At 62.2% G+C, this 22,591-nt stretch carries 25 protein-coding genes; 17 read left to right on the forward strand and 8 right to left on the reverse strand.

Going from position 1 to position 22,591, the window contains the following annotated elements:
* Positions 1-30 precede the first annotated feature (30 nt).
* Positions 31-2,436 carry an ATP-dependent helicase HrpB gene (hrpB, locus tag DWB67_RS05925; protein ID WP_119806898.1) on the forward strand — a complete coding sequence of 802 codons (2,406 nt, stop codon included), beginning with the start codon at positions 31-33 and terminating at the stop codon, positions 2,434-2,436.
* 3 nt (positions 2,437-2,439) lie between these two features.
* Here the strand turns inward: hrpB and DWB67_RS05930 are convergent, their stop codons facing one another.
* The 3 genes from DWB67_RS05930 to DWB67_RS05940 are packed head-to-tail and all read right to left on the reverse strand — an operon-like array spanning position 2,440 to position 3,554.
* Complete coding sequence (locus DWB67_RS05930; RefSeq protein WP_119806616.1) at positions 2,440-2,772, reverse strand: DUF2794 domain-containing protein; 333 nt, start codon at positions 2,770-2,772, stop codon at positions 2,440-2,442.
* A 39-nt stretch (positions 2,773-2,811) separates the two neighbouring features.
* A complete protein-coding gene (locus DWB67_RS05935; RefSeq protein WP_119806617.1) occupies positions 2,812-3,081 on the reverse strand; it encodes an I78 family peptidase inhibitor in 270 nt (89 codons plus the stop codon).
* A gap of 5 nt (positions 3,082-3,086) precedes the next feature.
* Entirely contained in the window at positions 3,087-3,554 is a 468-nt protein-coding gene (locus DWB67_RS05940; RefSeq protein ID WP_119806618.1) for a hypothetical protein, read from the reverse strand.
* A 214-nt stretch (positions 3,555-3,768) separates the two neighbouring features.
* On the opposite strand from DWB67_RS05940, the gene DWB67_RS05945 reads away from it, so the two are divergent.
* Complete coding sequence (locus DWB67_RS05945; protein WP_119806619.1) at positions 3,769-5,193, forward strand: Glu/Leu/Phe/Val dehydrogenase; 1,425 nt, start codon at positions 3,769-3,771, stop codon at positions 5,191-5,193.
* Positions 5,194-5,196: 3 nt separating this feature from the next.
* Here DWB67_RS05945 and DWB67_RS05950 read toward each other — a convergent pair whose 3' ends face one another.
* Positions 5,197-6,144: an L-threonylcarbamoyladenylate synthase gene (locus tag DWB67_RS05950; protein ID WP_119806620.1), complete on the reverse strand. Its 948-nt coding sequence runs from the start codon at positions 6,142-6,144 to the stop codon at positions 5,197-5,199.
* A gap of 111 nt (positions 6,145-6,255) precedes the next feature.
* Between DWB67_RS05950 and DWB67_RS05955 the strand changes: the two genes are divergently transcribed.
* From DWB67_RS05955 to DWB67_RS05970, 4 genes are read left to right on the forward strand one after another with little or no spacing between them, the layout of a single operon-like run.
* Positions 6,256-7,953 (forward strand): acyl-CoA dehydrogenase, encoded by a 1,698-nt coding sequence (locus tag DWB67_RS05955; RefSeq protein WP_119806621.1) that lies wholly within the window; start codon positions 6,256-6,258, stop codon positions 7,951-7,953.
* On the forward strand, positions 7,950-8,972 hold the full coding sequence (locus tag DWB67_RS05960) for an MBL fold metallo-hydrolase (protein WP_255418568.1): 1,023 nt from the start codon (positions 7,950-7,952) through the stop codon (positions 8,970-8,972). Before DWB67_RS05955 ends, DWB67_RS05960 begins: the two co-directional genes overlap by 4 nt.
* 53 nt (positions 8,973-9,025) lie before the next feature.
* Positions 9,026-9,178, forward strand: coding sequence for an aa3-type cytochrome c oxidase subunit IV (locus tag DWB67_RS05965; protein WP_119806623.1), 153 nt, complete (start codon positions 9,026-9,028; stop codon positions 9,176-9,178).
* 16 nt (positions 9,179-9,194) lie between these two features.
* Positions 9,195-9,821, forward strand: coding sequence for a hypothetical protein (locus DWB67_RS05970; protein ID WP_119806624.1), 627 nt, complete (start codon positions 9,195-9,197; stop codon positions 9,819-9,821).
* On the opposite strand, the gene DWB67_RS05975 is transcribed toward DWB67_RS05970, so the two are convergent.
* Together DWB67_RS05975 and DWB67_RS05980 are read right to left on the reverse strand one after the other, a co-directional pair.
* On the reverse strand, positions 9,806-10,135 hold the full coding sequence (locus tag DWB67_RS05975; RefSeq protein WP_119806625.1) for an AzlD domain-containing protein: 330 nt from the start codon (positions 10,133-10,135) through the stop codon (positions 9,806-9,808). The genes DWB67_RS05970 and DWB67_RS05975 overlap by 16 nt on opposite strands.
* A 2-nt stretch (positions 10,136-10,137) precedes the next feature.
* Positions 10,138-10,917, reverse strand: a complete 780-nt coding sequence (locus tag DWB67_RS05980; RefSeq protein ID WP_119806626.1) for an AzlC family ABC transporter permease — start codon at positions 10,915-10,917, stop codon at positions 10,138-10,140.
* Positions 10,918-10,960: 43 nt separating this feature from the next.
* On the opposite strand from DWB67_RS05980, the gene DWB67_RS05985 reads away from it, so the two are divergent.
* The gene (locus DWB67_RS05985; RefSeq protein WP_220475102.1) at positions 10,961-11,503 is read left to right on the forward strand and encodes an N-acetyltransferase; all 543 of its coding nucleotides are present in this window, start codon (positions 10,961-10,963) and stop codon (positions 11,501-11,503) included.
* Here DWB67_RS05985 and DWB67_RS05990 read toward each other — a convergent pair.
* Positions 11,471-12,352 (reverse strand): hypothetical protein, encoded by an 882-nt coding sequence (locus DWB67_RS05990; protein ID WP_119806628.1) that lies wholly within the window; start codon positions 12,350-12,352, stop codon positions 11,471-11,473. The genes DWB67_RS05985 and DWB67_RS05990 overlap by 33 nt on opposite strands.
* Positions 12,353-12,356: 4 nt before the next feature.
* Positions 12,357-12,827, reverse strand: a complete 471-nt coding sequence (gene greA, locus DWB67_RS05995) for a transcription elongation factor GreA (RefSeq protein WP_119806629.1) — start codon at positions 12,825-12,827, stop codon at positions 12,357-12,359.
* Positions 12,828-13,067: 240 nt separating this feature from the next.
* Here greA and DWB67_RS06000 point away from each other — a divergent pair, with 240 nt between their 5' ends.
* The 10 genes from DWB67_RS06000 (at position 13,068) to rarD (ending at position 22,437) form a co-directional block, all read left to right on the forward strand.
* The gene (locus tag DWB67_RS06000; protein ID WP_119806630.1) at positions 13,068-14,723 is read left to right on the forward strand and encodes an electron transfer flavoprotein-ubiquinone oxidoreductase; all 1,656 of its coding nucleotides are present in this window, start codon (positions 13,068-13,070) and stop codon (positions 14,721-14,723) included.
* An 87-nt stretch (positions 14,724-14,810) separates the two neighbouring features.
* Positions 14,811-16,631: a tetratricopeptide repeat protein gene (locus tag DWB67_RS06005; RefSeq protein WP_119806631.1), complete on the forward strand. Its 1,821-nt coding sequence runs from the start codon at positions 14,811-14,813 to the stop codon at positions 16,629-16,631.
* Positions 16,628-17,452 carry a 4-(cytidine 5'-diphospho)-2-C-methyl-D-erythritol kinase gene (locus DWB67_RS06010; protein WP_119806632.1) on the forward strand — a complete coding sequence of 275 codons (825 nt, stop codon included), beginning with the start codon at positions 16,628-16,630 and terminating at the stop codon, positions 17,450-17,452. Before DWB67_RS06005 ends, DWB67_RS06010 begins: the two co-directional genes overlap by 4 nt.
* A 29-nt stretch (positions 17,453-17,481) precedes the next feature.
* The gene (locus tag DWB67_RS06015; protein WP_119806633.1) at positions 17,482-18,216 is read left to right on the forward strand and encodes a pyridoxine 5'-phosphate synthase; all 735 of its coding nucleotides are present in this window, start codon (positions 17,482-17,484) and stop codon (positions 18,214-18,216) included.
* Positions 18,217-18,237: 21 nt separating this feature from the next.
* A complete protein-coding gene (acpS, locus tag DWB67_RS06020; protein ID WP_119806634.1) occupies positions 18,238-18,648 on the forward strand; it encodes a holo-ACP synthase in 411 nt (136 codons plus the stop codon).
* 76 nt (positions 18,649-18,724) lie between these two features.
* Positions 18,725-19,516, forward strand: coding sequence for a signal peptidase I (gene lepB, locus DWB67_RS06025; protein ID WP_119806635.1), 792 nt, complete (start codon positions 18,725-18,727; stop codon positions 19,514-19,516).
* Positions 19,517-19,542: 26 nt separating this feature from the next.
* Positions 19,543-20,202 (forward strand): ribonuclease III, encoded by a 660-nt coding sequence (gene rnc / locus DWB67_RS06030; RefSeq protein WP_370453576.1) that lies wholly within the window; start codon positions 19,543-19,545, stop codon positions 20,200-20,202.
* The gene (era, locus tag DWB67_RS06035) at positions 20,199-21,137 is read left to right on the forward strand and encodes a GTPase Era (protein WP_119806637.1); all 939 of its coding nucleotides are present in this window, start codon (positions 20,199-20,201) and stop codon (positions 21,135-21,137) included. The genes rnc and era overlap by 4 nt, the downstream gene beginning before the upstream one ends.
* Positions 21,130-21,465, forward strand: coding sequence for a DUF1491 family protein (locus tag DWB67_RS06040; protein WP_119806638.1), 336 nt, complete (start codon positions 21,130-21,132; stop codon positions 21,463-21,465). Before era ends, DWB67_RS06040 begins: the two co-directional genes overlap by 8 nt.
* A gap of 39 nt (positions 21,466-21,504) precedes the next feature.
* Entirely contained in the window at positions 21,505-22,437 is a 933-nt protein-coding gene (gene rarD, locus DWB67_RS06045; protein ID WP_119806639.1) for an EamA family transporter RarD, read from the forward strand.
* Positions 22,438-22,591: the final 154 nt, after the last annotated feature.

Genomic DNA, 22,591 nt, shown 5'->3' on the forward strand with positions numbered 1-22,591 from the left:
TGCATGCCGCAGGGCGGTATCACCGCAGCCATGTCACAGACCCTGCCCATCGACGAAATCCTGCCCGAACTTTGCGCGACACTGGCCCGTGACGGACGCGCCGTGCTGGTTGCGCCCCCCGGTGCAGGCAAGACGACGCGCGTGCCGCTGGCGTTGATGGACCAGATCGCGGGCCGCATCCTGATGCTTGAACCGCGTCGCCTGGCCGCCCGTGCCGCTGCCGAGCGCATGGCCGACAGTCTGGGCGAGGCGGTGGGCAACCGCGTCGGCTACCGCATTCGCGGCGAATCTGTCGCGGGCAGCCGGATCGAGGTGGTGACCGAGGGCATCCTGACCCGCATGATCCAATCCGATCCTTCGCTGGATGGCATCGGCTGCGTGATCTTTGATGAATTCCACGAACGCAGCCTGAATGCCGATCTGGGACTGGCCCTTGTCTGGGAGGCGCGCGGTGCGCTGCGGGACGATCTGTCCGTGCTGGTCATGTCGGCCACGCTGGATGCCGGACCGGTGGCGGCGCTGTTGGATGACGCACCGGTCGTCACCTCGGACGGGCGGGCGTATCCGGTGGAAACCCGTTGGTTGGACCGGCCCTTGCCGCAGGGCGTCCGGTTGGTGGACGAGGCTGCACGCCTGATCCGCATTGCCGCCGCCGAGACCGTCGAAACCGGCGGCTCGATCCTTGCCTTCCTGCCGGGAGAAGGGGAAATCAGGCGCGTCATGGCACAGCTTTCCGGCATGGGTCACGACATTCTGCCGCTTTACGGCGCGCTGGATGCCAAGGCCCAGCGTGCGGCGCTGTCGGAACCGGGCGCAAGGCGGCGGATCGTGCTGGCCACGGCCATTGCAGAAACCTCGCTGACGATCCCGCAGGTGCGGGTGGTGGTCGATGCAGGGCGTGCGCGACGGGCAAGATTCGATGCAGGCAGCGGCATGTCGCGGCTGGTCACCGAACGCGTCAGCCGGGCCGAGGCCGACCAGCGCCGTGGCCGCGCGGGCCGCGTCGCGCCGGGCATCTGTTATCGCCTCTGGGCACGGGTCGAGGAAGGCGCGCTGCCTGCCTATGCTCCGCCTGAAATCACCGTCGCCGACCTGTCGGGGCTGGCGCTGGAATTGGCCAGCTGGGGGGCAGATGCCTCCGATCTGGCCTTCCTGACCCCGCCCCCCGAAGGCGCGCTGGCCGAGGCGCGGTCCCTGCTGACCGCCCTGCAGGCGCTGGGCCGTGATGGGCGCATCACCGATCACGGGCGGGCCTTGGCGCGACTGCCGCTGCACCCGCGTCTGGCGCATATGCTGATCCTTGCGGGGCGCGGGGCGGCCGATCTGGCGGCCCTGCTGTCGGACCGTGATCCCTTGCGCGGGGTGGGGGTCGATCTGTCCCTGCGCCTGACCGCCATCCGCGATCCCAAGCGGTTCCCCGATCAGGTGAACCGTCAGGCCGTCCAGCGCATCCGTGACGAATCCACCCGCCTGCGCCGCATGGTGGCGGACCAGCCCGCGCTGTCGGCGGGGGGCATGGCGTCGCTGGCCTATCCCGACCGCATCGGGTTGCGCCGCAAGGGCGATGACGCGCGCTTCGTGCTGTCGGGCGGCAAGGGGGCGGTGATCGATAATGCCGATATTCTGGCCGGTCAGCGTCTGATCGTTGCCGTCGATCTGGATGGGGACCAGCGCGAGGCGCGCATCCGCATGGCCGCCACGCTGGACGAATCCGACCTGCGCGCCCTGCATGGCGACCGCATCGAACAGGTGCAGATCTGCGAATGGTCGCGCCGCGAAGGCCGCGTCATCGCCCGCGAACAGGACCGCCTTGGCGCGCTGGTGCTGTCCGATCGCATCTGGCGGGACGCCCCCGCAGACGCCATCGCCCGCGCCGCGCTGGAAGGTTTGCGCCTGAACGGCCTGACATGGTCGCCCGCCGCCGCCCGTTACCGCGCGCGGATCGAATTAGTCGGCGGCTTGGGTGATGTCGATGATGGCAGTCTGCTGGACGATGGCGACTGGTTGCTGCCGTGGCTGGGCCGCGTGCGCAGCCTGTCGGACCTGCGCGGCCTTGATCTGGTCGAACCGCTGAAGGCCCGCATCGGCTGGGACGGCCAGCGGCGTCTGGACCAAGCCACGCCCGCGCATTTCGTGACGCCCTTGGGACGCAAGGTGCCCATCGATTACGACGGCGACCACCCCGAGGTGCAACTGCGCCTACAAGAGGTCTTTGGCGTCACCACCCACCCTGTCGTCGGCGGGCGACCCTTACGGATGGCGTTGCTGTCGCCGGGCGGCAAACCGGTGCAGGTGACAATGGATTTGCCGGGCTTCTGGGGCAATTCGTATCAGGACGTGCGCAAGGACATGCGCGGGCGATACCCCCGCCATCCGTGGCCCGAGGATCCGACACAGGCCGACCCCACCATGCGGGCCAAGCCGCGCGGAACATAGGGATTAGTCGATCGGGCGGATCAGCTTTTGATCCAGCACCCGCAAGACGGTCGCCAGATCATGCCCGCGCTTCAGGATGCGCCCATCCATGGCGATTACAGCATACAGTCCTTGGGCATTGCGAAGCCGCGGGCGTTTCTCGATGCGGTAAAGCGGATGTTCGGCGGCGCGGCGAAAGACGCTGAAAACCGCAACCTCGCGCAGGAAGGACATGCCGTAATCGCGCCATTCGCCCGCCGCGACAAAACGGCCATAGGTGGACAGGATCAGGTTCAATTCCTTGCGGTCGAAAACGACCTGTTCAGGGATCGGCTGGATCGGCGGCTGTGCGTTCATCGGATGATGGTGGCACAGCCTGCGCGGTCAGATCAACGATTAGTAGCAGCCGATCTTATGGATCACACCCTTGCGATCATATTCGATGTTCAAGCGGTCGGTCCGGTAATCGGCCGTCACCATATCATCGGGTCCGACGACCCGCGTGCCATCGGGCAGGACCAGTTGATCCAGCGCCGTACGCGGTTGACCCATCAGACCCTGAAAACCTGATGCGCCACATTGGTCTTCCGCAGCATCAGGCTTTGCCGCGGGGTCACAGGCGGCCAGTAACGGCAGGGCGGCAAGGATAAGGACGGTTTGCTTCATGGATATCACCCGCAATCGATACTTGTGATGGTGCCTGCTTCGTCCAGACGGAACACGACACGGTTGGGAACATAGACCTGCGCCTCGATCCCGCGGTATTCGACGATGCGATAATCGCGCGTCAGCCCCAACGACGGGATAACGCTGGACGGTTTGCCAATCGCATCACTGATCTTGGCCGCGCCGCAAAGGTCGGGTTTGCGTTCTTCCAGCCCGCTGATGCCGGATGCAGGCGTCGGTGCTGCGGGTGTGACGACTGCCGGTGTCACAACCTCCGGCGTGACCCCTTGGGGTGCGGGGGTGACATAGGGCGTCGTTGCCGTATTGGCGTCATAGGTTGGCGCGGCATATCCCGTCGCCCCTGTGCCATAGCTGTCGGCCATCGGCGGCATGCGGTTATAGTTGCATCCTGCGACGACAGTTGCGGTCAGGGCCAAAGCGGTGGCCTGCGAAATCCACGAAAGACGGATCATATTCTGTTATCCCTGCCAGCCCTGAACGGGCCCTTGTTTTCAGGCGACCATAGGACGCGCAACAGTACTTGAGAACCCGCCAGTTTCATCACGTTTCGATCAGCGCAAGAATATCACAGACGCTTCAGCAAAGGGATCGGCTGTGGCGGATACGGGATGATTGTCCTAGCGTCGGGGGGCAAATCATTGCGCCGTTCTCAGGAGGAATGCAGACATGGCCCACAGAACCTCGTTCCGCGAATCAGTCGAGAAAATGTTCAACCACGCCGCAGGTCTGATGGATCTGTCACCGGGGCTGGAGGAAAAGATCCGGGTCTGCAACTCGACCTATACCGTGCGCTTCGGGGTGCGTCTGCGCGGCCAGATCCATACCTTTACCGGTTACCGGTCGGTGCATTCCGAACATATGGAACCTGTAAAAGGCGGCATCCGCTATTCACTGGACGTCAATCAGGACGAAGTCGAGGCGCTGGCCGCGCTGATGACCTATAAATGCGCGCTGGTCGAGGTTCCGTTCGGTGGCTCCAAGGGCGGTCTGTGTATCGACCCCCGCGCGTGGAACGAGGACGAGCTGGAACGCATCACCCGCCGCTTCACCTATGAACTGTCACGCCGCAACCTGATCTCGCCCAGCCAGAACGTGCCTGCGCCCGACATGGGGACGGGTGAACGTGAAATGGCATGGATGGCTGATGCCTATAAGCGCCTGCACCCCGATGACATCAACGCCAAGGCCTGCGTTACCGGCAAGCCCAAGACCGCAGGCGGCATCGATGGCCGGGTCGAGGCGACAGGCCGCGGCGTCCAATACGCCCTGCGCGAATTTTTCCGCCATGACGACGTCATGAAACGGGCGAACCTTGAAGGCACGCTGTCAGGCAAGCGCGTCATCGTTCAGGGTCTGGGCAACGTGGGTTATCACGCCGCGCAATTCCTGTCGGCTGAAGACAAATGCCTTGTGACCTGCGTCATCGAACGCGACGGCGCGATCCTGAACCCGCAAGGCATCAATATCGACGCACTGCGTGGCCATATCCGTGCAACGGGTGGCGTGAAGGGTTTTGCCGGTGGTGACTATCATGAAAACGGTCTGGCGATGCTGGAACAGGAATGCGACATCCTGATCCCCGCCGCCGTCGAAAGCGTCATCAATTCCGACAACGCCGACCGTATCAAAACCAAACTGATCATCGAGGCCGCGAACGGCCCCGTAACTGCTGATGCCGATGCGATCCTGCGCAGCAAGGGCATCGTAATCATTCCCGATATGTATGCCAACGCCGGTGGTGTGACGGTCTCTTATTTCGAATGGGTCAAAAACCTGTCGCAGATCAGCCTTGGCCGACTGGAACGCCGCCACGAAGAGGCCCGCGCCCGCATGCTGGTCGAGGAACTGGAACGTCTGTCCGCAGATACCGGCCTGAACTGGACCCTGTCCAAAGGCTTCAAGGAAGGCTTCCTGACCGGCGCTGACGAATTGGAACTGGTGCGTTCGGGTCTGGACGACACGATGCGCGAATCCTTCATGAAGATGAAAGAGGTCTGGATGAACAACGCCCGTGTCGATGACATGCGGACGGCGGCCTATGTCGTGTCGATCCGCCGGATTTCGAACGTCTATAACTCGCTTGGGCTGTAACGATCAGTCCCGCGGTGCTGCGGCGCGTTTCAGGCGGTCATTGATCGCAGCGCCCAGCCCGTGATCGGGAATCGGGGCGACTGATATCGGTCGCCCCAAGGCATCAGCCTGACGCAGCATATCGAACAGGCGGGCGGCGGCCTGGGTCAGATCGCCATTCGCCGACAGGGTAAAGGGACCATCGCTGCCAAAGGCCAGATGTGTTTCACCGGCCACCGGTGTGGCGTTCAGGCGCAGCGCGGCATTCGGGGCATAATGGCTGGACAGCTGGCCGGGGGCGCTTGGCGCGACCGGATCGCCGTCGTGGCGCGCCAGCGGGTGTCCCAGAACCTGTGCGATCGCCTCGGCGGGGATGCCACCGGGGCGCAGCAGGGTTGCCTGACCATCTACCCAGCCGATAATCGTTGATTCCACACCGACATCGCAGGGGCCTGCATCCAGCACGGCGGCGATGCGTCCGTTCAATCCACCATCCTTAGACAAGACATGATCGGCGCTGGTCGGGCTGATCCGGCCAGATGCATTTGCCGAAGGCGCGGCCAGCGGCCCGCCAAAGGCGCGCAGCAAGGCCCGCGCCACCGGATGCGCCGGAACGCGCAGTCCGATCGTGTCCAGCCCCGCCGTCACCAACCCCGCAATCCCCGCATCATCGCGCAGCGGCAGCACCAGCGTCAGCGCCCCCGGCCAGAAAGCATCGGCCAGCGCCTGTGCCTGCGGCGTCACTGTCGCAATGGCCGCCACGGCAGCAGCGTCGGGCAAATGGACGATCAGCGGATTAAAGCTGGGCCGGCCTTTCGCCTGATAGATGCGGGCGACCGCTTCCCCGTTGCGGGCATCGGCGGCAAGGCCATAGACAGTCTCGGTCGGGATGGCGACGGTCTGGCCGTCAGACAGCAGGTCGCTGGCGCGGGTCAGGCCGTCTGTATCGGGGATCAGTCGAAGGGTCTGCATGTGTGACGCGGGGTTTTGGTTGAGCCTGCGGGTGTCGCGGCCCAAGATGGGAATGAACCGTTCTGATAGTCGCGCCGGCCCAAGATGCCAAGGCGCTTGGAGGAGGACTCGATGAGCTATAAGGCACCAGTCGAACAGATCGACTTTATCCTGACCCATATCGTGCCCTTCGGAGAATTGGCCGGAACCGAACATTTCGCCGAAGCCACCGCCGAAACCGCCACCGCCATCCTGTCCGAGGCTGGCAAGCTGGCATCCAACGTGCTGGCGCCTTTGAACATGGCGGGCGACGCGCATCCGGCGCGCTTGGAAAACGGCGTGGTGCGGTCGTCACCGGGGTTTGCCGAGGGCTTTCGTGCCATCGCCAATGGCGGCTGGGTCGGTGTTTCTGCGGACCCCGAATATGGCGGCATGGGCCTGCCGCAGGCGCTGAACATGGCTGTGGCCGAAATGATGTCGGGGGCCTGTCTGGCGCTGCAGCTGAACCCGCTACTGACCCAAGGCCAGATCGAGGCGCTGGAACATCATGCCAGCGATGAACTGAAGGCGACCTATCTGCCCAAGCTGATCAGCGGCGAATGGTCCGGCACGATGAACCTGACCGAACCGGGCGCGGGCAGCGATGTCGGCGCGTTGGTCACCAAGGCCGTGCCCGCAGATGATGGCAGCTACCGCATCACCGGACAGAAAATCTATATCACCTGGGGCGACAGCGATGTGACCAGCAACGTCTGCCATCTGGTGCTGGCGCGACTGCCGGATGCGGCCAAGGGAACGCGGGGCATCAGCCTGTTCATGGTGCCGAAGTTCCTGCCCGACGATCAGGGCAATCCCGGCGTTGCCAATGACCTGAAGGTCGTCAGCCTTGAGGAAAAGCTGGGCATCCACGGCAGCCCGACATGTGTCATGAGCTTTGAGGGCGCCAAAGGCTGGCTGGTCGGTGCCGAACACAAAGGCATGGCCGCGATGTTCACGATGATGAACTGCGCCCGCCTTGGCGTCGGCATGCAGGGCATCGGCGTGGCCGAAGCGGCGCTGCAAAAGGCCGTCGCCTATGCCATTGATCGCAACCAGATGGGGCCGATCATCCAGCACCCCGATGTCCGCCGCATGCTGGCCACCGCACGGGCCGAAGTTTTCGCCGCCCGCTCTATCGGGCTGGCATGTGCCACGGCCATCGATATGGCGCGCGCCACGGGTGATGCCGACCAGAACGCCCGCGCGGCCTTCCTGACGCCGATCGCCAAGGCCTATGGCACCGATGTCGGCATCCGCGTGTCCGACATGGGCGTGCAGGTCCATGGCGGCATGGGCTATGTCGAGGAAACGGGTGCGGCCCAGTATTTCCGTGATGTGCGCATCACCTCGATCTATGAAGGCACCAACGGCATTCAGGCGATGGATCTGGTCGGGCGCAAACTGTCCGATGGCGGCGACGCTGCCATGCGTCTGCTGGATGAAATCTCGGACGGGGCCAAGGCGGCGCAATCGGCGCATCCCGAACTGGCGCATCAACTGTGGCAGGCCACCGAAACCCTGCGCGAGGCGACGCAATCCCTGTTAGAGGCCGAAATGCCGGTGCGTTTTGCCGGTGCGACATCCTATCTGTCGGCCTTCGCGCGGGTCTTGGGCGGGCATTATCATCTGCGTGCGGCGTCCAACGGCAACGCATCGCATGTAGCATTGGCACAGGTGTTCATGGCGCGGGTTCTGCCTCGTTACGCCGGTGATCTGGCCGAGGCGCAAGCAGGTCTGGCCGATCTGACCGCCATAAGCGACGCGGCTCTTGCCGGCGATTTCGCGGCGTGATTCGCACGCCCTTTCCGACACCTCCTGCCGAGGGGCAGGCGATTGCCGTCGCCCCCGGCGTTTTATGGATGCGCCTGCCGCTGCCGATGGCGCTGGATCACGTCAATGTCTATGCGCTGGATGACGGCGATGGCTGGACCATCGTCGATACCGGTTTTGATACCAAACATGCCCGCGATATCTGGACGGCATTGCGGGCCGGTCCCTTGCAGGGGCGGCGCATCAAGCGGGTGATCGGGTCCCATCACCACCCCGACCATGTCGGCCTGCTGGGCTGGTTCATGGAAACCGATAACGCCGACCTGATGATGAGCCGCACCGCATGGCTGACCGCGCGCATGCTAACGCTGGATGAACAGACCGAAGCCAGCCCGCAGCAGGTGGCGTTCTGGCGCAAGGCAGGGATGCCCGCTGAAATGTTGGCGACCCGTGCCACCGCGCGACCGTTCAACTTTGCTGATGTCGTGCACCCTCTGCCCATCGGGTTCACCCGCCTGAGCGAAGGCGATGTTGTGCATTTTGGCCAACGCAGCTGGCGCGTGGCGATGGGGCACGGGCATGCACCCTGCCATGCGACCTTCTGGTCGCAGGATGATGATCTGGTGATCGGCGGGGATCAGCTGTTATCCTCGATCTCGCCCAATCTGGGGGTCTATCCGACCGAACCCGCCGCCGATCCCGTGGCCGAGTTTCTGGAAAGCTGCACCCGCCTTCTGGACCTTGCCCGCGATGACCAACTGGTTCTGTCCGGACACAAGCTGCCATTCACAGGGCTGCCCTTCCGCCTGCGGCAGATGATTGAAAACCACCGCAACGGCCTGACCCGCCTGCGGGGCGTATTGGCCGAAGGGCCGCGCACAGCGGTCGGTTGTTTCGATATCCTGTTCAAACGCCACATAGGTGATGGTGAATTCGGATTGGCGCTGGTCGAGGCTGTCGCCCATATCAACCACCTGCACCGTGCGGGTCTGATCACAGCGGTCGGGGAAACCGATGGTGCGACGCTGTGGGGGGCGTGACAGGCGGGTTGGTTTCGGCTATCGCAGATAAAACGCAAACACGAGGTTACGTCATGGCCGAACAACGCGACAATTCTTACAGCACGCCCGGTACGATGGATATCACCGAACAGCAAAAGACATTTGCGGGCTTTATCCGCGCAGCGATCTGGGTCATCGGCCTGTCCTGCGCCGCGCTGGTCTTCATGGCCCTGACGAACGCCTGATCAGGGACTGATCGATATGAAAAGACGCGTCTTTCTGGCGGCGGCCTTGCCGACCGTTCTTGCCGCCTGCGGTGCCGATAATATCTGGGCCAGCGACGAACGGGTGCGCGCGGCGCGTTTCGTGTCGGATCAGCCGCCCTCGATCACGCTGATGACCGTCATCGGCATCCCGCGGGGGGAAGGGGGTCATTCGGCCTTGCTGATCAACGGCAGCCAGCGCGTCATCTATGACCCTGCGGGCAGCTGGCGGCATCCCTATATTCCCGAACGTCATGACGTGCTGTACGGGATCAACGACAATTACAAAGCTTTCTATATCGATTACCACGCGCGTGAGACGTATTATGTCGCCGAAGACACGGTATTCGTCTCGCGTGAGGTGGCCGATATCGCCATCCGTCGGGCCGAGGCGAATGGCGCGGCCAATAAAAGCTTCTGCGCGATTGAAACGGGCACCGTTCTGTCCGGCGTTCCGGGATTTCAAGGTGCGCCGCGCGGATTTTCACCGCTCAAGCTGCGCAACTGGTTCCTGACCCTGCCGAACGTGCAGTCGCGCCGCAATATGGATGGTGATCCGGCCAATAACCATGACGTCCTGCTGCAGCAAAAGGACGGCACGATCCACGGTTATCCCAGAACGTAAAGCAGGCCGAACAGAGTGCTGCCACCGGCAATAATCGCCAGCAGCACGTTTTTCGTCAGCACACCGACCGCCACCGTGGCGGTCGCTGCAGCAATGCGTGCGGGGTCGGTTTCGCCATTGGTGGCGGCAGGCCAGACGACCAGCGGTGCAACCAGCGCAGGCAGGACGGCAACCGGAGTATAGCGCAGCATGCGCAGCACCCATTCCGGCAGCTCTTTATTGCCCAATGCGCCAAGGAACGACCAGCGCAGCAGGAAGGTGCCGATACCCAGCACGATGATGATCGTCCAGATCTGGAATGCGGATGCCTGCATGGTTATGCCTCTGATCTGGGTTGGGTGCGGGCCTCGACCACAGCGCCGGTGGCCATGCCAAGGGGGGCGGCGATCAGTAGACCCAGCCCCGACGGCATTCCCGCCAGCAACAGCGCCGCGGCAATTGCCACAAAACAGGCGGCCAGATGCGCCGTCGTCCGCAGCATCGGCGCGATCATGGCCAAAAAGGTGATCGGCAGCGCAAAATCCAGCGCGATGTCGTCAGGGATGGCATCGCCCAAGGTCGCGCCAGCCCATGTCGACAGCATCCACGGCCCGCATAGCACCAGCGCCCCCCCCGCAAAATAGGCCAGACGCTGGTTGATGGTCAGCTTGGGATGGCGTTCGAAATGCTGGATCGACAGGGCAAAGGTCTGGTCGATCAGCGCATAGGAAATCCACGCTTTCTGCTTTGCCGTTGCATCGCGCAGCCAAGGCATCAACGAGGCTGAATACATCGCCATCCGCAGATTGACCGCCAGACCCGACAGGATGATGACAATGGTCGGGGCGTTGTCCTGCAACAGCTGGACAGCGGTAAACTGCGATGCACCCGCCAGAACCAGCACTGAAAACCCCATGACCTGCCGGACGTTCAAACCCGCCTCGGTTGCAACAACGCCGAACAGCACCGCAAAGGGGATAATCACGATCAGAAAAGGCAGGGCTTGCGTGATCCCATAGAAAAACGCGGCACGCGGGCTGCGGGCAAGGGCCTTGGCCGAGGCGGCATCGGCGGGCGGTTGCCGATGGTCGGGGCGGGGTTCTGGGGTCGGTGACATGGCGCTTTCGTCTTGTCGGTAATCGCGGCACCTTGCTTGCATGATGCGCAACACATGGCAAGGCCGACAGGGCCGTATCCTAAGCCCCGTTCCCGATGCCACGCTGTCAGCGGCGGCGGCGCTGTGGCGTGGGCATTTCGGTGGCAAGAACCGTTTCGACCCCGCTCGCGGGGTTGTGGCCATCGGTGCCGAGGGGCAGGTGATGGGCGTCATGGGGCTGCGCGACGGCAAAGGTGGGTTCTATTGCGGCGGGGACGGGCTGCTTGGCCGGCTTTATCGTCCTGCACCGCCAACACGTGATCTGGTAATCGACGGCATTGCAGTCAGCGAACGCCGGATCGGGGTGGGGCAGGCTTTGGTTGAATATGCGTGCAAAATCGCGGAGAACCGCCATTTCCCCGGACTTCGGGCCGAGGTTCGCGGGTCGAACCACGGCGCGCTGGTTTTTTATGACCGGCTTGGATTTATGTCACAGGGGGCGGGGCGCTATGGCCTGCCATGGTGGGGACAGGTCCATATTTTGCGCCGCGATGCGGTTCTGACCGATGCAGGCCTAACCGAAGATACCCGAGACCCGCCCCAGTAACATGAATGCCCGTGCCGACCGTGTATCGGCCAGAACCGAGATCTGGATATCATCCAGTTCGGGGACCACCCTTTCGATCAGGCTGTCAAAGTTGCGCAGGAAATGCTGGGCGGTGTCTCGGAAGACCTCGTCCTGATCCATCATGCCAGTGACGATTTCCATCGCCTCGGGGTCATGGATGCCGCCAAGGGCCGCAACGGCGCTGCCGCGTTCGCCATCTGCAAAGCGACGCCAGACGTCGGGACGAGCCGCTTCGGGGGGCATATTGTCCATATAGACGTCGCGTCCGGCCATCAGCGTCACGACATCCTGCGCGGACCGCAAAACGCGCGAATTGGCGGGATCCTTCAGCGACAGGCGCAGGGCGTCGATCGCCTCCTGATCGTCGGGGCCGTCAGGGAAATTCAGCGCACGGATCAGGGTGACCGAATCGACGGGGTCACCGGTCGGTGCCTCGGGGCGGGCGGGCCGTTCGTTGATGACAGGGCGGGGTTGGACCGGTGCCGGAACAGATGCGGGTCGGGCCGGTTCTGCCGCTTCAAGCGGATAGTCATCAGCGGGTTGGTAGTCAGGCTGCAACCGGTTCAGGCGGTCGCGCAATTCCTGCGCTTCGGCCCGCAGGATCGCCAGTTGACGCCCAAGCGACACGCCAAGCCAGACCAAGGCCACAGGCAGGACGATGCCCGCCGTAGCCACCAATCGGGCGATGCCGCCCGATGCGTCTTCCTGTGGCGGGGTCAATATCCAGAACAAGGCGACCAGCAGCAACCAGCCGCCCGTCAGGGCAAAACCCACCGTGGTGATGCGATCCCGCATCGCCAGACTAGAGATGCGTGCTATCACCGACATAAACTTACTCGTACCTGATCGCGATAATTTCGTAGCTGCGCTGCCCACCGGGGGTCACAACCTCGACACTGTCACCTTCGTCCTTGCCGATCAAGGCGCGGGCCAGAGGTGAGCGGATGTTCAGACGGGCGTTTTCGATATCGGCCTCGGCCTCGCCGACGATCTGATAGGTGCGTTCTTCTTCGGTATCCTCGTCAATCAGATCGACAGTGGCCCCGAATTTGATGCTGCCCGACAGTTTGGCAGGGTCGAACACCTCGGCCCGCGACAAGATGCCTTCCAGTTCCTTGATGCGGCCTTCGACAAAGCCCTGCTTTTCGCGTGCGGCGTGATATTCGGCGTTTTCCGAAAGATCGCCATGTTCGCGCGCTTCGGCGATGGCGCGAATGATGGCGGGGCGTTCCTTCGATTTCAGGTGGCCCATTTCAAGTTCCAGCCGTTCACAGCCCTTGCGGGTCATCGGTATCTTATCCATCGCTGCCCTGTCCTTATGGGATGCGTTTGCATGCAAGTCCTAAGGCAACGCCCCCGCCATTCGGATGGCAGGGGCGCTGAACCTTCTTCGTCGACATCGTGACCCCAAATCGCGGGGCATTGCAAGCCTGCATGCTTACACAAGCAGCAATCTGCCGTCACTTCGTGGCGTTACGATTGCCCCTGTGCAAAAGCCGCGCTAATCCTGTGCCTGCCAGTATGCCAGGGAGGACTCCAGCCTATGACTGACCAGATCGGGATCGAACGCGAATCAATGGAATATGATGTCGTGATCGTGGGCGCGGGACCTGCCGGCCTGTCCGCAGCGATCCGCCTGAGACAGATCGACCCCGAAATTTCCGTCGTGGTTCTGGAAAAAGGCTCCGAGGTGGGGGCGCATATCCTGTCAGGCGCTGTGCTGGACCCGTCGGGTCTGTCGCGGCTGATGCCAGACTGGAAAGAAAAAGGGGCGCCGCTGAACACGCCCGTTACCGACGACAATTTCTTCGTGCTGGGTGAAGGCGGACAGGTTCGCGTCCCGAACTGGCCTATGCCGCCTTTGATGTCGAACCACGGCAATTACATTGTCAGCATGGGCAATGTCTGCCGCTGGATGGCCGAACAGGCCGAAGAACTGGGTGTCGAGATTTTCCCCGGCATGGCCGCAAGCGAAGTCGTCTGGGACGGCAACCGCGTCAAAGGTGTCGTTGCGGGCGAATTCGGTCGAAACCCTGATGGCAGCACGGGCGACAGCTATGAACCCGGGATGGAGCTGCACGGCAAATATGTCTTTATCGCCGAAGGCGTCCGTGGATCGCTGGCCAAGGACATTATGGCCCGTCTGAACCTGTCCGAAGGCCATGATCCGCAGAAATTCGGTCTTGGCATGAAGGAAATCTGGGAGGTTTCCCCCGAGAAGTTTCAGGCCGGTCGCGTGATCCATACGATGGGCTGGCCGCTTGGCAAGAACGCGGGCGGTGGCAGCTTTATCTATCACATGGAAAACAATCAGGTGCTGGTCGGCTTTGTTGTCCACCTGAACTATCAGAACCCGCATCTGTATCCCTATATGGAATTCCAGCGGTTCAAGCATCACCCGATGGTTGCCGAGCTGCTGGAGGGCGGCAAGCGCATCAGCTATGGCGCGCGCGCCATCAGCGAGGGTGGCTGGCAGTCGTTGCCGCAACTGTCCTTCGATGGCGGTCTGCTGCTGGGTTGCAGCGCGGGCATGGTCAACGTGCCGCGCATCAAGGGCAACCATAACGCCATGCATTCGGGGATCGAGGCTGCCGATGCTGCCGCCGCCGCCTTGAAGGCGGGCCGCGAAGGCGACCGGTTGGAGGATTACGACAGCGCCGTGCGTTGCGGCGTGATCGGCGACGACCTGAAAAAGGTCCGCAACGTCAAACCGATGTGGTCGCGTCTGGGTCTGACGGCCAGCCTGATGTTGGGCGGGATCGATATGTGGGTGGCCAATGTCACCGGCTGGAACCCCTTTGGCATATGGAAGCATGGCAAGACCGATGCCGCTGCCACCGGCAAGGCGGCGGATTTCCCCAAAATCGACTATCCGCGCCCTGACGGAAAGCTATCCTTCGACCGCCTGACCAACGTCGCCTTCAGCTTTACCAATCACGAGGAAAGCCAGCCCTGCCACCTGAAGCTACGCGATCCTTCGGTGCCGATTGCAGTCAACCTGCCCGAATTCAACGAACCGGCGCAGCGATATTGCCCTGCAGGTGTCTATGAAGTGGTCGAGGATGCGGATGGTCCGCGCTTTGTCATCAACTTCCAGAACTGCGTCCACTGCAAGACCTGCGACATCAAGGACCCCAGCCAGAACATCGTCTGGACCACGCCGCAGGGGGGTGACGGGCCGAATTACCCGAATATGTGATGCACTGTGCAAAGCGGGGGCGTTGCGACGCCCCTGCTGTGACGATAGGTTGTCGGGAACGCAAATGTGATTTCCGGAAGGCGCCCTGTGACCCTGATCAATTTTCGACCGGTCCCGTCGCGACTGGCCCTGATTGCCGCTCTCTTCTCGATCGCGGGCGGTTTTGCCGCACCGGTCTGGGCGCAGGCCGATCAACGTCCCGCTGCCCGCCCTGACCACAACGCACCGCTGACGCATGGTCTTGCCGGTCCCTATCTGGCTGCGCGTCTGGCCACGGTGGACAATGATTTCAGCGCGGCGGCCAAATATTTTGCACAGGCTTCGGCGCATGATCCCGAAGACGTCTATCTGCAGGACAGCGCATTGGTTGCCCTGACCTCGGCCGGTGATGTCGAAGGGGCCGTCAAGCTGGCGGATGAGATGATCGAACAGAACGGCTTTACCGAACTGGCCGGTCTGATGCATCGCGCCCGCCTGATCCATGATGGCCAATGGCAGGCATTGGTCGATTTTATTGATGAAAACCGCCAGACCGATGTGCCGTTACAGGATGACCTGATGGACGGCATCATCCGTGCGTGGGCCATCCTAGGTGCGGGTCGCGCATCCGATGCCGTGCAGGCCTTTCAGGATATGGCCGCCAACCCCGCCACGACGCCGATTGTGAATTACCATCTGGCGATGGCGCGCGCGCTGGCGGGCGACTATGAAACCGCCAATGACCTGATGCAGAATTCCGAAGCAAACGGGCATCTGCTGGGCATTCAGGCGCGGGTGCAGATCCTTGCACAGCTTGACCGCCGTGACGAAGCGATTGCGCTGCTGGATGGCCTGCAAGGTGCCTCCGATGAACCGCAATTGCAGGCATTGTACCAGAAATTGCAGAACGGCGACCCGATTGCCTTCGACGTGATTTCCGGCCCGCAGGGCGGCATCGGGCATCTGCTGTTGTCCTTTGCCTCGGCGTTGTCGGATGGCGCGGACCCCGAACCGCTGTCGCTGATCCACGCCCGTCTTGCCGCATGGATCGCGCCCGACAACCCCGAAGCGCATCTGATGGTCGCCCAGTTCCTGCAGGAACGTCAGCAGTTCGATCTGGCCGAGGCGGAATTCGAAACCGTCCGCAAGATGGGCCAGATGCGCCCGCAGGCCGAATTGTCGCGTATCGATGCGCTGGCACGCGCAGATCGCGCCGATGATGCTGAAAAGGCAGCGCTGTCACTGACGGCGGCCTATCCCGATATGGCCCCCGCGTGGATTGCCCTTGCCGATGTGAAGCGCCAGCAAGAGGATTATAAATCCGCCATCACCAGCTATGACAAAGCCCTGCAGTTGCTGGAGGATGCGCCGGCCCCCGCGCGTTGGTTCCCGCTTTATGCGCGCGGCATCGCGTTGGAACGCGACGGCCAGTTTGACCGCGCCGAGGCCGATCTGCAGGCCGCATTGGAAATCCGCCCCGATCAGGCCAGCCTGCTGAACTATCTGGGTTATTCATGGATCGACCGCGGCGAAAATCTGGATCGCGCCTTGGGGATGATCGAAAAGGCGGTGAAGCTGTCGCCCGATGACGGCTATATCCTTGATTCGCTGGCATGGGCCTATTACCGCCTTGGCCGCTATGAGGAAGCTGTCGCCCCGATGGAGGCTGCCATCGGCACAATGGCCTCCGATCCTGTCGTGAATGATCATTTGGGCGACATCTACTGGAAGGTCGGCCGCAAGCGCGAGGCGCAGATCCAGTGGCGTCGTGCGCTGTCCTTTGACCCCGCCGCCTCGGGCGAGGTCAAGCCCGAACGCATCCGTGACAAGCTGGATCGCGGTCTGGATGCCGTCTTGAAGGATGAGGGTGCATCGGCAGACACCAATCCCACGCCCCAGCCCAAATCCGAGGCTGACGCCACCGAATGACAGTCGTGCAGGATGCCTTTGCCAAGCTGAACCTGACGCTGCATGTGACGGGGCGGCGTGATGACGGCTATCACCTGCTGGATTCGTTGGTCTGTTTTGCAGCCGTCGGGGATGTTGTGCAGATGTCATCGGGCCCTTCGTCGCTGGTGATCGACGGCCCCTTTTCGGCGAGTCTGGACGCCGGCGATAACAATTTATGCCTGCGAGCGGCGCGGTTGGCAGGGGGCGATGCCGCGATTCGCCTGACCAAGAACCTGCCCGTGGCATCGGGTATCGGCGGCGGGTCGGCGGATGCTGCTGCCGTGCTGCGCGGGATGGCGCAGATGGGGCATGCTTTGCCTGCCCACCCCGAACAACTTGGCGCGGATGTGCCGGTCTGTGTCGGATCGGTCACAGCACGGATGCAGGGGGTGGGCGAAATCATCACGCCGCTGCCCACCCTTCCGCCGCTGCATCTGGTGCTGGTCAATCCGCTTGTCGCGGTTTCTACCCCGCAGATTTTCAAGGCGATGACCTGTCGTGACAATCCACCCATGCCCGATATTGCTGCCTTCGCCGATGCTGGCGCGCTAATCGGCTGGCTGGCGTCCACGCGCAACGATCTGCAGGCACCAGCGATGTCCATTACCCCTGTGATCGGCGATGTGCTGGCCGCGCTGGACCATTCGGGCGCGGGGTTCAGCCGGATGTCGGGGTCTGGGGCGACCTGTTTTGGCATTTTCGACAGCGCGGGCAGTGCGGCATCGGCGGCTGCGACGCTTTCGCGCAAAGGCTGGTGGGCGGTCCCGACCGAACTGGCATCCCCGCCCGCATCCCGCTAAACTGCTGTCAAATTTTTGCGGAGGATCCCATGCTGCGCCTTGGCGTTAATATCGACCACGTAGCCACCATCCGGAATGCCCGCGGCACGCCGTGGCCTGACCCGCTGCGTGCGGCGCGGATTGCGGAAAAAGCCGGTGCCGACGGGATTACCGCGCATCTGCGCGAAGACCGCCGCCATATCAGCGACGCCGATATCGATGCGCTGATGGCCAATCTGGACCTGCCGCTGAACTTCGAAATCGCAGCGACCGCGGAAATGCAGCAGATCGCACTGCGCCATCGCCCCCATGCCATCTGTATCGTGCCCGAAAAGCGCGAGGAACGCACCACCGAAGGCGGTCTGGATGTTGCGGGCAATCAGGACATGCTGGCCGAATTCATCGCGCCCCTGCGTGATGCGGGCTGCCGCGTATCGCTGTTTATCGGGCATGAAGCCGAACAGATCCGTGCCGCGGCCAAAATTGGTGCTGCGGTGGTGGAATTGCACACCGGTGCCTATTGCGATCTGGACACCGAAGGCCGTCATGCCGAACGCGACGCCGAACTGGAGGCTTTGCGGAAGGGGGCGGAACTGGCCGACAGTCTGGGGTTGGAGGTTCACGCAGGCCACGGTCTGACCTATGACACCGTCGCCCCCATTGCCGCGATCCCGCAGATCAAGGAATTGAACATCGGTCATTTCCTGATCGCCGAATCCGTTTTTGTCGGGCTGGAGGCTGCGATCCGTGAAATGCACCGTCGCATGGCCGACGCCCGTGCCTGATTGCGGGAAAAAGCATAGCATATGATCCTTGGCATCGGCACCGATCTGGCAAATATCGAACGCATTCAAGGCACCTTGGACCGCTTTGGTGATCGCTTTCGCAAGCGCGTCTTTACCGACACGGAACTGGCCAAAGCCGCCCGCCGCGCGGATGAGGCCGGAACGCTGGCCAAGCGGTGGGCCGCCAAAGAGGCATGCTCGAAAGCGCTTGGAACGGGACTGGCCATGGGGATCAGCTGGCGTGACATGGCTGTGACGAACCTGCTTAGCGGACAGCCGGTGATGGCACTGACAGGTTGGGCGGCGGAAAAGCTGGCGGCCATGACGCCTGCGGGGCATCACGCGGTCGTGCATGTGACATTGACCGATGATCACCCGTGGGCACAGGCTTTCGTGGTCATCGAGGCCCGCCCCGGCCCTGCCAATACTTGACTTTGCCCCCTTTGGGGGATCAAGAACGCGCGGGTGCGGGCAGGCCGCATGAGCGCCAAGAAGGAACGGACATATTATGGCCGATAGCACGGTCCCGAAAAAGGACGGCATCTGGGAAACGATCAAAACCGTCTTCTGGGCGCTTTTGATCGCAGGTATTTTCCGGACATTGTTTTTCCAGCCGTTCTGGATTCCTTCGGGCAGCATGAAAGATACGCTGCTGATTGGCGATTTCCTGTTCGTGAATAAAATGGCCTATGGCTATGCGGCGGTTTCGTGCCCCTTTGCGGCATGCCCGATCGATGGTCGCATTCTGGGTTCCGATCCCGAACGCGGTGATGTCGTTGTCTTCCGCCATCCCACCAAGAACGTCGATTTTATCAAGCGCCTGATCGGTCTGCCGGGGGACACCATCCAGATGAAGGGTGGCCGCCTGTGGCTGAACGGCGAAGAAGTGCCCGTGACCCAGAAACCCGATTTCATCGAGACGAAGGAAGAACAGGGCCCGCAGGGTCTGATCCCGCGCTGCGTCAACGATCCGGTCGGGAATGGCGATGATTGCATCAAGCAGCGCTTTACCGAAGAACTGCCCAATGGAGTCAGCCATGACGTGCTGAATATCCTTGATGGCTGGGTGGCTGACGACACCCCGACCTTTACCGTCCCCGAAGGTGAATACTTCTTTATGGGCGACAACCGCGACAATTCCGAGGATTCGCGTTTCCCGCAGGAAATCGGCGGTCTGGGCTTTGTTCCGGCCAAATATCTGATCGGGCGCGCCGACCGGATCATGTTCTCCTCGGCGGGGCAATCCTTGTTGTATTTCTGGACGTGGCGCGCCGACCGCTTCTTTAAGGCGGTGGAGTGACCCCCGGAGCTGACATTCGCGCCTTTATGGGCCGCTTGGGCCACGAGTTTTCTCGGCCCGAACTTCTGGTGCGCGCGTTGACGCATGGCTCGATCGCCAGCCCAACGCGTCCCGACAACCAGCGGCTTGAATTTCTGGGCGACCGCGTCCTTGGGCTGGTTATGTCCGAGGCGCTTTTCTTTGCCGACGAAAAGGCCAGCGAAGGGCAGTTGGCCCCCCGCTATAACGCCTTGGTCAAGGGTGAAACCTGCGCCGCCATCGCCCGCGAAATCTCGCTGGGTGAGGTGTTGAAGCTGGGTCGATCCGAAATGCTGTCGGGCGGGCGTCGCAAGGAAGCCCTGCTTGCCGACGGGATGGAGGCTGTTCTGGCGGCCGTTTATCTGGATGCGGGTTTCGATGCTGCGCGCAAGGTTGTGCTGCGCCATTGGAAAAGCCGTCTGGAAAATGTTGACGCAGACAGCCGTGATGCCAAAACTGCATTGCAGGAATGGGCACAATCCCAAGGCATGCCGCCCCCCGTCTATGAACAAACCGAACGCAGTGGTCCCGATCATGCGCCGGTCTTTCTGATTACCGTGCGACTGGCTGACGGGCAAAATGCCCAAGCCAAGGGAGCAGGAACAAAACGCAGCATCGAACAGGCCGCCGCACAGGCGTTGCTGACCCGGCTGGAAGGAACATCATGACTCTGGAAGACACCACCCCCGAGACGCCACCAACCCGTGCGGGTTTCATCGCGCTGATCGGTGAACCCAATGCCGGTAAATCCACGCTGCTGAACCAGATGGTCGGGGCGAAAGTCGCGATCGTGACGCATAAGGTGCAAACCACCCGCGCGCGCATCCGTGGCATCGCCATGGACAACCAAAGCCAGCTGGTCTTTGTCGACACGCCGGGCATCTTCCGCCCCAAGCGCCGTCTGGACCGCAGCATGGTTGCCGCCGCATGGGGCGGGGCGTCGGATGGTGACATCGTCCTGCTGCTGATCGAGGCGCATCGCGGCATGACCGAAGGCGTGGAATCCATCATGGAGCAATTGGGCCAGATCGCCCAGCACACCCCTGTGGCCTTGGTCATCAACAAGATCGACCGCGTCAAAGCCGAGGCTTTGCTGGCCCTGTCCGCCGAGATGAACGAAAAATTCCCCTTTGTGCAGACCTTCATGATTTCTGCCGAACGTGGTCATGGGTGCCCCGGCCTGCGTCGCTGGCTGGCGGAAACCCTGCCGGTCAGCCCGTGGCTGTACCCCGAAGACCAGATCGCCGATCTGCCCATGCGGATGATCGCCGCCGAAATCACCCGCGAAAAGCTGACCCTGCGGATGCACGAAGAAATTCCCTATCAGCTGACCGTGGAAACCGAGGCTTGGGAAGAAAAAGACGACGGCAGCGCCCGCGTTGAACAGGTCATCTATGTCGCGCGTCAGGGCCATAAGGGCATCGTGCTGGGCAAGGGTGGCGAAACCATCAAGGCCATCGGTCAGGCCGCGCGGGTCGAGCTGGAAGAATTCATGGGCCGTCGCTGCCACCTGTTCTTGCAGGTCCGCGTCCGTGAAAACTGGCAGGATGAGGCCGAGCGCTTTGACGAAATGGGCCTCAGCTTCCGCGACGGGAATGACTGAGGCCAGACTGGCCGCCGGCATCTGGGTGGCGGCCTATCTGGCGCGACTGGGGCAGGCGTTCATTCCTGCCTATGTCACGGCGCGGGGCGATGACACGGCGGGTGCGGTGCTGGTGAAATGCGCGCGTCTGGACGGTCAGGCGGATCTGTGGATGCGCGAATGGGACATGGACAGCGACACCCGCCCTTGGGTCCGGATCGACACTGGCCCCGAACGCGATATCGATGCCGCCATCGCCCGCCAACGGTCCCGTGACCCCGATCTATGGGTGCTGGAGATCGAAAGCCGTGACGGGCAGACCCTGCTGGATCAGGACGGCCTGTTCTGACATCTGGCGCCGTCCCTGCTTGCAGAATATGCACTGGCCATGGACAGCATCCCCGACCCCCGAACCGATTCGCCCAAAGGGCTGATATTCGCTATCACCGCCTATATGATGTGGGGGGTGCTGCCGGTATTCATGAAAGCATTGTCACATCTTCCGGCTGCCGAAATTATTGCCCATCGGGTTCTTTGGTCCCTGCCGATTGCCGGTGCCGTGCTGATCTGGCAAGGCCGCACCACCGAGGTGCACGCCGCCCTTCGCAGCCCGCGTCTGCTGGCCATGGCTGCGCTGACGGCAATCCTTATTTCGGCCAATTGGACGATCTATGTCTGGGCCATCGCAAACGGGCATACGCTGGATGCGGCACTCGGGTATTACATCAATCCGCTGTTCAGCATCTTTCTGGGCGCGACCCTGCTGAAGGAAAAGCTGTCGCGCGGCCAGATTGCCGCAATTGCACTGGCGGCCTTTGCAGTGATCATCCTGACCATCAGCGCGGGAACCCTGCCTTTGGTGGCCGTCGGCCTGACGCTCAGCTGGGGCTTTTATGCCTATTGCAAGAAAAGCCTGCCGCTTGGCCCCAATCAGGGCTTCACGCTGGAGGTGCTGCTGCTGACCCCCTTCGCGGCTGCTTTCCTGATCTGGCAGCCAATGCAGGGACAGGCGCATTTCGCACAGAATGGCTTTGACACGGTCATGCTGATCGCCTGCGGTCCGATTACCGCCATTCCGCTGCTGTTCTACGCAAATGGTGCCAAGCTGATCCGGCTGTCGACCATCGGCATCCTGCAATATATCGCGCCGACGATGATCTTTCTGTGTGCCGTAATCCTGTTCCACGAACCGTTCGAAGGGGCCAGACTGGTTGCCTTCCCGATGATCTGGGCAGCATTGGTGATCTATACGGTGACATTGCTAGGACAGGCCCGCCAGCGTCGTCGGGCCAAAGCGCCCACCCGCAGCCGTATACAATAAGCCTATAATTTAATCAAATTAGGCGATTATAGGGCCATGCTCTATTAATACTAATATGACTGCTATTTACTGTTTTAAGCTGTTTTTATTCCAACAAGACTCCCGTAAGGGTTGATCCAGTCAATCTGTGGGCGCTTGGTTCGAGCGCTGCTTA

Source organism: Paracoccus sp. JM45 (genome assembly GCF_003590715.1).
GTDB lineage: Bacteria > Pseudomonadota > Alphaproteobacteria > Rhodobacterales > Rhodobacteraceae > Paracoccus.